The sequence below is a fragment of the Candidatus Methylopumilus rimovensis genome, from assembly GCF_006364615.1.
GTDB classification, from domain to species: Bacteria; Pseudomonadota; Gammaproteobacteria; order Burkholderiales; family Methylophilaceae; genus Methylopumilus; species Methylopumilus rimovensis.
Genome location: NZ_CP040986.1, coordinates 786,381 through 798,912, shown reverse-complemented (window position 1 = coordinate 798,912; position 12,532 = coordinate 786,381). Strand labels below are relative to the sequence as shown.

11 protein-coding genes are annotated in these 12,532 nt (G+C 37.0%); 4 read left to right on the top strand and 7 right to left on the bottom strand.

The annotated features are described in order from the left end of the window. Positions 1-2: 2 nt before the first annotated feature. Positions 3-797, top strand: a complete 795-nt coding sequence (locus FIT61_RS04020) for a thymidylate synthase (protein WP_139883404.1) — start codon at positions 3-5, stop codon at positions 795-797. Then, positions 797-1,285, top strand: a complete 489-nt coding sequence (locus FIT61_RS04015; RefSeq protein ID WP_139883402.1) for a dihydrofolate reductase — start codon at positions 797-799, stop codon at positions 1,283-1,285. The genes FIT61_RS04020 and FIT61_RS04015 overlap by 1 nt, the downstream gene beginning before the upstream one ends. Here the strand turns inward: FIT61_RS04015 and FIT61_RS04010 are convergent. The 4 genes from FIT61_RS04010 to gnd all read right to left on the bottom strand — a co-directional run bounded on the left by FIT61_RS04010 (position 1,278) and on the right by gnd (position 6,586). Next, positions 1,278-3,518, bottom strand: a complete 2,241-nt coding sequence (locus tag FIT61_RS04010) for an arginine/lysine/ornithine decarboxylase (protein ID WP_139873519.1) — start codon at positions 3,516-3,518, stop codon at positions 1,278-1,280. The two genes, FIT61_RS04015 and FIT61_RS04010, sit on opposite strands and share 8 nt — an antisense overlap. Before the next feature lie 9 nt (positions 3,519-3,527). Then, positions 3,528-4,094, bottom strand: coding sequence for a dCTP deaminase (gene dcd / locus FIT61_RS04005; RefSeq protein WP_139883400.1), 567 nt, complete (start codon positions 4,092-4,094; stop codon positions 3,528-3,530). A gap of 83 nt (positions 4,095-4,177) precedes the next feature. Continuing rightward, positions 4,178-5,653 carry a glucose-6-phosphate dehydrogenase gene (gene zwf / locus FIT61_RS04000; protein ID WP_139873517.1) on the bottom strand — a complete coding sequence of 492 codons (1,476 nt, stop codon included), beginning with the start codon at positions 5,651-5,653 and terminating at the stop codon, positions 4,178-4,180. A 24-nt stretch (positions 5,654-5,677) separates the two neighbouring features. After that, positions 5,678-6,586, bottom strand: a complete 909-nt coding sequence (gene gnd / locus FIT61_RS03995) for a phosphogluconate dehydrogenase (NAD(+)-dependent, decarboxylating) (protein WP_139873516.1) — start codon at positions 6,584-6,586, stop codon at positions 5,678-5,680. Positions 6,587-6,740: 154 nt separating this feature from the next. On the opposite strand from gnd, the gene pgl reads away from it, so the two are divergent. Further along, complete coding sequence (pgl, locus tag FIT61_RS03990) at positions 6,741-7,418, top strand: 6-phosphogluconolactonase (RefSeq protein WP_139883399.1); 678 nt, start codon at positions 6,741-6,743, stop codon at positions 7,416-7,418. Here pgl and apbC read toward each other — a convergent pair. Further along, entirely contained in the window at positions 7,415-8,503 is a 1,089-nt protein-coding gene (gene apbC / locus FIT61_RS03985; RefSeq protein ID WP_139883397.1) for an iron-sulfur cluster carrier protein ApbC, read from the bottom strand. The genes pgl and apbC overlap by 4 nt on opposite strands. A gap of 83 nt (positions 8,504-8,586) precedes the next feature. Here apbC and metG point away from each other — a divergent pair, with 83 nt between their 5' ends. Next, complete coding sequence (gene metG, locus FIT61_RS03980; protein ID WP_139883396.1) at positions 8,587-10,620, top strand: methionine--tRNA ligase; 2,034 nt, start codon at positions 8,587-8,589, stop codon at positions 10,618-10,620. Here the strand turns inward: metG and pyrF are convergent, their stop codons facing one another. Continuing rightward, entirely contained in the window at positions 10,621-11,322 is a 702-nt protein-coding gene (gene pyrF / locus FIT61_RS03975; RefSeq protein WP_139883394.1) for an orotidine-5'-phosphate decarboxylase, read from the bottom strand. Next, on the bottom strand, positions 11,322-12,494 hold the full coding sequence (gene lapB / locus FIT61_RS03970; protein ID WP_139883393.1) for a lipopolysaccharide assembly protein LapB: 1,173 nt from the start codon (positions 12,492-12,494) through the stop codon (positions 11,322-11,324). Before lapB ends, pyrF begins: the two co-directional genes overlap by 1 nt. Positions 12,495-12,532: the final 38 nt, after the last annotated feature.

Genomic DNA, 12,532 nt, shown 5'->3' with positions numbered 1-12,532 from the left:
TTATGAAGCAATATTTAGATTTACTGAATCACGTTAAAAACCATGGTGATATTAAGCATGATCGAACAGGTACAGGGACTATTTCGGTGTTCGGTTATCAAATGCGATATGACCTATCTCAAGGCTTTCCTTTGGTTACCACTAAAAAAGTACATTTAAAGTCTATTATTCATGAGCTTTTATGGTTTTTAAGTGGCAGCACAAATATTAAGTACTTAAAAGATAATGGTGTAAGTATCTGGGATGAATGGGCTGATGAAAATGGCGACTTAGGTCCGGTATATGGTTATCAGTGGAGAAGTTGGCCTACTGCTGATGGAAAACATATAGATCAGATTACTGATTTGATAGAGTCAATCAAAAAAAATCCAGACTCAAGAAGATTAATCGTTTCAGCTTGGAATGTTTCAGAAATTTCAAAGATGAAATTACCACCTTGCCATGCATTTTTCCAATTTTATGTTTCGAATGGAAAATTGTCTTGTCAGCTTTACCAAAGAAGTGCAGATATTTTTTTAGGCGTACCGTTTAATATAGCATCTTATGCGCTTCTTACAATGATGGTGGCTCAGGTATGCTCATTAGAGCCTGGTGATTTTGTTCATACATTAGGTGATGCACATATCTATTCTAATCATATGGAGCAAGTCAACGAGCAGCTATCTCGAACACCTAGAACTTTACCTCATATGAAAATTAATCCTGAAGTTAAAAGCATTTTTGACTTTAAATTCGAAGATTTTGTTCTAGAAAATTACGATCCTCATCCTGCAATTAAAGCGCCTGTTGCGGTCTAGTGTCTAAACTATCCATTATTGTTGCCATGAGTTCTAACCGAGTCATTGGTGTGAACAATACGCTTCCATGGCATCTAAGCGAAGACCTAAAGCATTTCAAATCCTTAACGGTAGGACATACCATTATTATGGGTCGAAAAACTTATGATTCTATTGGTCGGGCGCTCCCCAACAGAAGAAATATTGTGATTAGCCGAAATATAAAAACTTCATGCGAAGGTGCAGAGGTTGTTCATAGCATTGATGATGCGTTTTCAATTTCAAAAAATGATGGTGAGGTATTTGTTATAGGGGGTTCAAATATATACGAACAAGCTTTACATTTAGTCGATCATTTATATATTACAGAAATTAAAAAAAGCTTTTCGGGAGATGCTTTTTTTCCTGAAATTAATAAATCAATATGGGCTGAAACTTTAAGAGAAGATCATATTGCAAATGATGGACTTGAATTTTCTTTTGTAAATTACCAAAAAAATATCAAATAGATACGCAATCTACAAAATAGTGCGCCTTGCCGTCAATCTTTTGTTTTACTAATCCGTGATTATCTGTTTCAAATCCTGGGAATTTCTCATTAAAATCTCGTGCAAATTTTAAATAATCCACAATAATTTTGTTAAAACGCTCGCCAGGGATGAGAAGCGGAATTCCCGGTGGATATGGTGTAAGAAGCACCGCTGTAATTCTGCCTTCTAGATCATCAATCGCAACACGTTCAATTTCTTTATGGGCCATTTTTGAAAAAGCATCTGTTGGCTTCATTGCAGGGACCATATCAGAGAGATACATTTCAGTTGTCAGTCTCGCAATGTCATGTTTTTTATAGATCTCATGAATCTGTGTGCATAAATCTCTTAATCCAATACGCTCATAGCTTGGTTGCTTTTGAATAAACTCAGGTAATACTTTCCATAAAGGTTGATTCTTGTCGTAATCATCTTTAAATTGTTGAAGCGCTGCAACCAGTGTATTCCATCGACCTTTAGTAATACCAATCGTAAACATGATAAAGAATGAGTAGAGACCAGTTTTTTCTACAATAACTCCGTGTTCTGCTAAATATTTGGTGACAATAGAGGCTGGTATTCCAAACTCGTCAGAAAACTCACCATCAACATTGAGTCCTGGGGTAATGATTGTTGCTTTAATTGGGTCGAGCATATTAAAGCCATCAGCAAGATTACCAAATCCATGCCAATGATCATTGGCATTTAACATCCAAGCATCCCGATCTTCAAGACCTTCATCTGATAAATCATTCGGTCCCCAAACTTTAAACCACCAGTCAGATCCCCATTCAATATCTACTTTTCGCATGGCGCGTCTAAAGTCCAATGCTTCCATTAGTGATTCTTCCACAAGTGCTTTACCACCAGGCTCTTCCATCATTGCAGCAGCTACATCGCAACTTGCAATGATTGAATATTGTGGACTGGTGGAGCTATGCATCAAGAAGGATTCGTTAAAGACTTCACGATCCAGTTTATTTTTTTCTGCATCCTGTACAAGAATTTGAGACGCTTGACTCAAGCCTGCTAAAAGTTTGTGTGTAGATTGCGTTGAGAAAATGAGACTATCTTTACAGCGTGGACGGTCAGCGCCAATAGCATGATAGTCGCCATAAAAGTCATGGAATGTTGCATGTGGCAACCAAGCCTCATCAAAATGAAGCGAATCAATTTTTCCATCTAACATTTCTTTAATTTCTTCTACGTTATAAAGGATGCCGTCATAAGTTGATTGTGTAATTGTTAATACACGTGGCTTGTCTTTTTTATTGGTGATGAATGGATTCTTTTGAATTTTTTCTTGAATATTTTTCCATTCAAATTCTTTTTTAGGTATAGGTCCAATAATGCCAAAGTGATTTCTTGTTGGCATTAAGAAAATTGGAATGGCGCCAGTCATAATAATGGAATGCAATACTGATTTATGGCAATTTCTATCTACGATAACGATGTCACCTGGCGCTACTGTTGAATGCCAAACCATCTTATTAGACGTCGATGTACCGTTTGTGACGAAATAGAGATGATCAGAGTTATATATACGCGCTGCATTTCTTTCTGAAGCACCTACAGGACCTGTATGGTCAAGTAATTGTCCTAATTCATCTACTGCATTGCATACGTCAGCTCGAAGCATGTTTTCACCAAAAAATTGGTGAAACATTTGGCCGACAGGTGATTTTAGAAAAGCAACACCACCTGAGTGGCCAGGACAATGCCAGGAGTATGAACCGTCGCCTGCATAATGAGTAAGAGCTTTAAAGAATGGTGGGGGCAGGCTATCTAAATAGGTTCTAGCTTCACGCACAATATAACGAGCTACAAACTCAGGCGTATCCTCATGCATGTGAATAAAACCATTAAGCTCTCTTAAGATCTCGTTTGGAATGTGACGACTTGTTCTTGTTTCACCATGGAGAAATATTGGAATTTCTTCATTGCGAAATCTAATTTCATCTACGAAATTTTTTAATTGTTCAAGGGCAGTCTGATTTTCTTCAACAAACTCTTCATCATCAATAGATAAAATAAATGCAGAAGCTCGACTTTGTTGTTGAGCAAATGAAGAAAGGTCACCATAACTTGTAACACCTAGCACTTCAAAATTTTCTTCCTCGATTGCTTTTGCTAAAACTCTAATACCAAGACCAGATGAGTTTTCAGATTTGAAGTCTTCGTCAATGATGACTACGGGGAAGTTAAATTTCATATTAACCCTTTATATTTTAGGTAATGTCACGCCTACTTGGCCTTGGTATTTTCCGCCACGATCCTTGTAGGATGTTTCACATACTTCGTCAGATTCAAAGAATAGCACTTGTGCACAACCTTCGCCTGCATAAATTTTTGCTGGAAGAGGTGTGGTATTGCTAAATTCTAGAGTCACATAACCTTCCCATTCTGGTTCAAAAGGCGTGACGTTTACAATGATGCCGCATCGGGCGTAAGTCGATTTGCCTAAACATACTGTGAGCACACTTCTTGGAATCCTGAAATATTCAACTGTTCTTGCAAGTGCAAATGAGTTAGGTGGAATGATGCAATAGTCGGCATTAAATTCCACGAAGGAATTTGGATCGAAATTTTTTGGATCGACGATAGTGCTATTAATATTAGTAAATACTTTAAATTCATTAGCGCATCGAATATCATATCCATAGCTAGATGTGCCATAAGAAACGATCTTTTGGTTGTCTTTTTCGCGTATAAGTTTAGGCTCGAATGGCTCAATCATGCCATATTGTTCAGCCATCTTTCTTATCCATTTATCTGATTTTATCGTCATAATTTTCTTGTCTCAAAAAAGAAAAATCCCGTTTGCACAATCTTGACGCTACGGGATTTCTAATGATTTAAATTTTCATTACTTTAGAGCTTATTTTCACCGATTTCAATACTCTGACGCCAAAATTGTTCAGGCTTATCAAAGATAACTTTGGACTCAGATGGGTCGGCACTTCCAGCAGCGTATGTAAAGACTGGGCTTTTGTCTTCATTCCAGGCTTTAATTACCGGATCAAGTAGTCTCCATGATGCTTCTACTTCATTAATATGAAGGTATAAAGATTGGTCACCTTGCATCAAATTAAGAAGAAGCGATTCATATGCATCTACGCTTTCATCCCCTGAGATTCTATTTGGGGCGTCCATAGCAACGGTTCTTACTTTGGTATCAAGCCCTGGGATTTTTGTTTGAATTTCAAAACGGGTAAATTCTTTGGGCTGAATACTGATGACGAGCCAGTTATCAGCTTGTTCTGAAAGTGAAAGTGGTGCCTTTTTGAATTTAATAGCTATCGCAGTATCGGCTGCGTGAAGTCGTTTTGCTGTCCTAACATAAATAGGTACACCTTTCCATCGCGGTGTATTAATGTAGAACTTCAGTGCTGCGTAAGTTTCAACTACACTCTTTGGATTGTCTAATTCTTCCAAATAACCTTTAACCTCTTCACCATTGATTTTGCCTCGACCGTATTGTGCTTTAAAAGCATGCTTCTTAATTTCGCCAAGTGGAATAGGTATAATTGATTCGAGTACTTTAATTTTCTCAGCACGAATATTTTCAGGGCTTAATGTTTGTGGCATCTCCATCGTAGTTAATGCAAGCATTTGCATGAGATGACTTTGAATCATATCTCTTAAAGCGCCAGTCGCATCATAAAACTGAGTTCTTTCACCTACGCCTAACGTTTCATTGTTTGTAATTTGAATATGATCAATATGTTCATGCGTCCAAAGTGGATCAAATATATGATTTGCAAAACGCGTGAGCAGAATATTTTGTAATGCTGATTTACCAAGATAATGATCGATACGGTAAATCTGGGTTTCTTTTAAATGTTTGGTGATTGATTTTTGAAGTGCTTGAGCTGTTTCTAAATTGGTACCAAATGGTTTTTCAATTACAACACGACGCCAAGCTTTGCTTTCATCAGTTAAGCCGACGCTCGCAAGCAAATCTACAATAGAAGCAAAGTCTGACGGTCTAACAGATAAAAAGAAAGCTAAATTTTGTGGGAAAGTTGATGCGTCGGAAAGTCTCTCGCTGAGACGTTTAAAAGCATTGCTATCATCAGGCGGATTTGCATGATAAAAATTTCTAGCAATGAAACGATCAAATACTTTTGCGTCGTAATTTTTTTTGAATTTAATATCAAGCATGGACTTGATGTCATCTCGCCATGCTGATTCTTCAACTTCAGATCTTCCCACCGAAAGAATTTTCATTTTCTCTGGCAATCTACCAAGAGAATCAAGTCTAAAAAGACCTGGAATAAGTTTTATTCTAGAAAGATTTCCACTTGCACCGAAGAGGACTAGGGTGCAGTCATCAATTTTTGTCATAGATAATTTAAGAATGTAAAAAAGTTATTTAGATTTTTTTACTACATGACCACCAAATGCATTACGCATTACTGATAGCAATCTATAGCCATAACCTTGTTTTTCTTGGCTTCTAAATCTCACTTGCAATGCAAGTGTAAGCACTGGAACTGGAATACCTTGCTCAATTGATTCAACAACAGTCCATCTGCCTTCGCCTGAGTCAGCTACATAAGGAGCAATTTCTTCAAGCTCTTGATCTTCTTTTAGAGCGTCAGCAGTTAAATCTAATAACCAACTTCTGACTACTGAGCCGTGCTTCCATAATTCTGTAATTTGCGCTAAATCAAGTTTAAATTCACTTTTACCTTTAAGAAGCTCAAGGCCTTCAGCGAATGATTGCATCATGCCGTATTCGATACCATTGTGTATCATTTTGGTAAAGTGACCTGAGCCTACAGGACCTACATGAGCCCAGCCACGATCTGCGTGAGCTAGCGCTTGAAGAATAGGTTTCATTGTATCTGCAACTTCTTGTTTTGCGCCTACCATTAAGCAGTAGCCGTTTGCTAAGCCCCATACACCTCCTGATGTGCCGCAATCCATGAAGCCAATACCTTTTTCTTCAAGGAGTTTACCGATGCGCTGAGAGTGTTTGTAATTTGAATTGCCACCGTCAATAATAATGTCGCCTTTATTGAGCATTGGAATGAGTTCTTTGATTTGTTCTTCGGTTGGATTTCCTGCTGGCACCATGAGCCATACAATTTTTTGACTATCTAATTTTGCTACAGCATCTGCAACTGAGTTTGCGCCAATAATGTTTGCTTTTTCTTCGAGTGTTTTTACAACTTCTGCACTTCGGTCAAAACCTACAACAGAAATACCTTTTTGAACAAGACGAGTAGCCATATTGCCACCCATTTTTCCGAGACCAATCATTGCTAATTTCATTTTTTTTACCTTTTTATGGAAGATTTGTTATTGCTTAATCTTTTGGAATAAAGCAAATTAGTTTAAAGTGCGATACAACTTAAATTATATCAAACGCAAGCCTCTTCAAGGAATTGATTTCGATATAAAATCCATATTATTTTGAAAGATTTACATGAATTTGAAACAAATCAAATGGCAGTCATTTGAAAGCCAAGCTTCTCTTGATCAAGCTGCTATGGAGAAGGTTATAGCCTTAGCAGAGTCTTCAATTAAAACGCGGGGCCAGTTTCATATTGTATTAGCGGGAGGATCGACACCTAAAAACGTCTATACACTGCTTAAAAACATCAAAACAGATTGGCACAAATGGCAGATCTATTTCGGTGATGAGAGATGTCTTGATTCCGATCACCAAGATCGAAATAGTACTATGGCGTTTGAAGCATGGCTCAATCATATCGATATTCCAGTGCAAAACATTCATACAATTCCAGCTGAGCTTGGTCCAGTAGAAGGTGCCCATGTATATAACCAAACATTAAGCCAGGTAGGTGATTTTGATCTTGTCCTTCTGGGGCTTGGTGAAGACGCCCATACGGCAAGTTTATTCCCAGGACATAGCTGGGATAACAATTTAGATGCTTTAGCGGTCTTTGATGCACCCAAGCCACCACCATTAAGAATATCTATGTCGCCAGCACGCTTAAGTCGATCTAAATCTGTACTTTTCTTGGTCAGTGGAAAAGAGAAACAAACAGCGATAAATCAATGGAAAGCAGGGGATTTGATACCTGCCAGCACAGTTACTTGTAACAACGGGGTAGATGTATTTTGTTTTAACGTAAGTTAGGTTTTTTGAATCACAATATTTGGGAATTTATTGCTGTAATCTTGGGCGAGTTTAGATACCTTAACGGCTGTTAAACGAGCAATTTTCATGTAAGTTTTTGCAGCGCTACTTTCAGGTTCGGCTACCACTGTTGGATTACCATCATCAGATTGCTCCCTAATCTTAATGTCTAAAGGAAGGCTTCCTAAAAGAGATACATCATAATCCTGACACATTTTTTTAGCACCACCCGATCCAAAGATATGTTCTTCGTTGCCACATTTTGAACATGTGTGCATAGCCATATTTTCTACAATACCAATAATTGGAATATTTACTTTTTCAAACATCTTTAGTCCGCGCCTAGCATCAAGTAAGGCGATATCTTGCGGTGTTGTAACAATAATCGCGCCTGTGACAGGTACTTTTTGAGATAAAGTGAGTTGAATATCGCCGGTGCCAGGAGGTAAATCAACAATAAGATAATCAAGGTTATCCCACCTTGTTTCTTTTAAAAGCTGTTCGAGTGTGCCTGTCACCATAGGACCTCGCCATACCATGGGCGTTTCTGTATCTACAAGGAACCCAATCGACATAGCTTGAATGTTGTGAGCCATAATTGGCTCCATAGATTTACCATCTTTGCTCTCAGGCTTTGTGTATATCCCCAACATTTGAGGCTGGCTTGGACCGTATATATCAGCATCCAAAATACCTACGCGAGCACCTTCAGTTGATAAAGCTAAAGCGAGATTGACTGCAGTTGTAGATTTTCCTACGCCACCTTTTCCAGAAGCGACGGCAATAATGTTTTTAACACCAGGAATAAGTGCTATACCTTTTTGAGCTGCGTGAGATGTGATTTTAAAATCAACCTCAATATTTAAATTAACTTCAGGTAGTGTTTTTTTAATTTGAGTCGCAATCAAATTTTTGATGTCATTTAATTGACTATTAGCAGGGTAACCAAGCAAGACTTTGATATCAATATCATTGTCTTTAATTGAAATGCTCTTGATAGATTTATCGTTAATAAGGTTGTCGTTTGTATTGGGATCAACAACGTCCTTTAATAAATCTTTTATTTGTTGTTCTGAGTGTGTCATGAGATGGTAATTTTAACCTATCTTAGTTGAGGCGTCATTTGATAGAATAGGGACTTAGTCAAATCAATAAAGTTTCTCAATTCATGCGAAAGATCTTAGTCACTTCAGCCTTGCCCTACGCGAATGGAAGCATTCATTTAGGCCATTTAGTGGAATATATCCAAACTGATATTTGGGTTAGATTTCAAAAGATGCAAGGCCATGAGGCCTATTATGTATGCGCCGATGATACACATGGAACCCCTATTATGCTCAGGGCTGAAAAAGAGGGTATTACTCCAGAAGCGCTGATTAAAAAAGTACATATAGAGCACTCGAAAGATTTTTCGGATTTTTTTGTAAATTTTGATAATTTTTACTCTACAAATTCCTCTGAAAATCTTGAGCTATCTCAAACTGTTTATAAAAAACTTAAACAGAATAAAAAGATTTATACGAAAACGATAGAGCAATTTTACGACCCAGTAAAAGAAATGTTTTTACCTGATCGCTTTATTAAAGGTGAATGTCCTAAGTGTCACGCTAAAGATCAATATGGTGATTCATGTGAAGTTTGTGGTGCAACGTATGCGCCTACAGAATTAATTAACCCTATATCTTCGGTCTCAGGCTCTGTTCCAATTAGGAAAGAAACGGAACATTACTTCTTTAAGCTTTCAGAATGTGAAACATTTTTAGCTGATTGGACATCCTCAGGAACACTTCAGCAAGAAGCTGCAAATAAAATGAAAGAGTGGTTTAAATCTGGCTTGGCGGATTGGGATATTTCGAGAGATGCACCTTATTTTGGTTTTGAAATCCCTGACGCGCCAGGTAAATATTTTTATGTATGGCTTGATGCACCAATTGGTTACATGGCGAGCTTTAAAAAACTTTGTGAAGATAAAAAAATTAATTTTGATGAGTTTTGGAACACAGATTCAAAAACAGAGCTATATCATTTTATTGGCAAAGATATTCTTTATTTCCATGCATTATTTTGGCCAGCAACATTAGAATTTTCTGGCTATAGAAAACCGACAAAGATTTTTGCACATGGTTTTCTCACAGTAAATGCGGAAAAGATGTCTAAATCTCGTGGCACTTTTATCACAGCCAGAAGTTACTTAGATCATATTAAAAATCCAGATTACCTTCGATATTATTACGCTGCTAAATTAAATAGTACGATGGAAGACATAGATCTTAATTTAGATGATTTCTTATCTCGAGTGAATAGTGATCTTGTAGGTAAGTTTATTAATATTGCAAGTCGAACATCAGGATTTATTCATAAATATTTTGAAGGTAAACTTTTTCTTGACGATTCAAAAACTGAAAAAGAACATATTGCTATCACTCAGAAATGTAAAGACATAGAAAATGAAATCAAAAGCTGCTTTGAATTTAGGGAGTATGGCCGTGCAGTTCGAGAAATTATGCGTGTGGCAGATATTACAAATGAGTATGTCAACACAAAAGCACCTTGGACACTTGCAAAAGATGATGCACAACATAAAACAGGTTCTGATTTGCATGTGATATGCAGCCGAAGCCTTGAAGCTTTTAGAAGGCTCTCTATATATCTCGCACCCGTATTGCCAAAACTTACGGCAGACATTGCAAAATTCTTTAATGAAAAAGAATTTATGTCATTCAAAGATCTTGATAGGAAAGATATTACCGTTAACGAATATCAGCACATATTAACTAGAGTTGAAAAGAAAGATATCGATATGATGATTGAATCAAACAAAGAATCCTTAGATAAAAATAATGAAGCTTCGAAAAAGGCAGAAGTCGATCAATCAACGATTTCCATCGATGACTTTATGAAGATTGATTTAAGAGTCGCGCTTATTAAAGAAGCTTCTTTTGTAGAGGGTGCAGATAGTCTTTTGAGGTTAAGTTTAGATCTTAATGACGGTCGCCCAAGACAAGTTTTTGCAGGTATTAAATCTAAATATAATCCTGATCAGCTTGTTGGAAAATTAACCGTCATGGTCGCTAATTTAAAGCCAAGACAAATGAAATTTGGCTTGTCTGAAGGTATGGTGCTTGCTGCAAGTGATGAATCAGAAGGGCCATTTGTTCTTTTTCCAGATCAAGGCGCCAAACCTGGTATGCGCATTAAATAATTAACTACGGTTAATTTCTAAGTAAATTTTTTCTAAAGTTTTTGATGGATCTTTTGATTGGGTTATAGGCCTTCCAATGACTAAATGACTGGATCCTGATTTAATAGCTTCAACAGGCGTCATCGTTCTCACTTGGTCATTTGCAATATCATCTGTCATTCTTATTCCTGGTGTTACAAATAAAAATGATGGGCTAAAGTGATTTTTTAAGAAAACTAAATCTTTGGCAGAACATACGATGCCATGAAGTCCGCTTTTTTCAGTTAATTTAGCAAGGTGTAATACCTGATCTTCCAAGTTTCTAGATATACCAATTTCTTCTAAAGTTTTTTGATCCATACTTGTTAATACGGTCACCGCAATTAGAAGGGGCGGCTGTTTAACTTTACTTGTGCCTTCGAGTGCAGCCTCCAACATATTAGTTCCTCCAGAAGCATGCACATTAAGCATCCATACTCCTAATTGACTCGCAGCCTCACATGCTTTTTTAACAGTAGTGGGAATGTCATGGAATTTAAGATCTAAAAATACTTTGAAATTTTTAGTTTGAAGATATTCGATGAGGGAAGGACCAGTTGCTGTAAATAATTCTTTGCCGACTTTTAAATTGCAATACTCTGGATTAAGTTGTGAAACTAAGGTTTTTGCTTCTACAAGATTTGCATAATCAAGAGCTACGGTAACTTTATGCTTTGCTGTCATTAATTAATTTCATTTATCTCAGTGGGTTCTGAAGGCAGCGCTTCCCAAGCATTACAAGCAGGGCATTGCCAATGGTGTTGTTTGGCTTTAAAGCCACAACTGCTGCATGTAAATAAACGTCGATTGCCAATAGCATTACGAACAGTTTGTTGAATAAGTTGGATGTCTTGTTCTTTATGCTTGCTATTCATGGCACGGGCTTGAAATAATTGATCTAGTGCTTGAAGGCTTGGCTTTCTTATAAGCTCTTTTCGCGCGAGCTCTTCAGCCATTTCCGAGCCTTGTAATTTTAATGTTGCTTCATAGATGACATTAAGTAGTGATCTTAATTTGTAATTTTCAAAATAAAGATTTAGAAGCGATAAACCTTCTTCGGGTTTTTTGAGCTTTTCAAACGAATTAAGTATCTTGGCTGCGACAAGACCTAGAGATTCAGGATCTTGAAACTCAATTTTTTTCCAATGATTGATCGCTTTATTATGATCACTATCTTCCGCATCCAAATCACCAAGTAAAATATTTGCACGAACACATTTCTTATGTGCGTCGAGCGCATCGTTAAGCGACTTAACTGCTGACTTTTTATCTTTATCTAAAATCGAATTCAGTGCGATTTCGCAATGGTAATGACTAATTTGTAATCTGAATGAAACACCTGATTCTTTTTCTAATTTTGTAGCCATCTTAATTGCGTTTTGCCATTCACGTTCTTTCACGTAAATCTCAAGCAAAGCATTAGATGCATATTGTTTATATTTTCCAGATTCTAACTTTAGAAATAACTCTTCAGCGCGATCAAATAAGCCGGCTTTAAGATAATCTTGAGCTAATTCAGCTTTCACGGATTCTTCTTGTGAGGGATTAAGGTCACGATTTTCTAATAAATCTAAATGCATATTGATAGCGCGATCAATATGACCTATACGCCTTAAGATACTGCCTAAGGCAAAGTGTAATTCAAGGGATTCATTATTAATACGAACAGCATCCATAAAAGCGTTTACTGCTTTATCGTATTGATTAGTGATAAGGTAATTAAGTCCTTTAAAGTAGGTCGCAGGAAGGCTTGTAGACTCCTTCATAAGTTGTTTAATATCAATGCGAGCGGCTACCCAGCCTAATGCAAAGAAGAAGGGAATAACAAGGAGCCACCAATATTCGAATTGAATCATATTTGATTTATTGTATATCTATTAATTGATAGATCAAA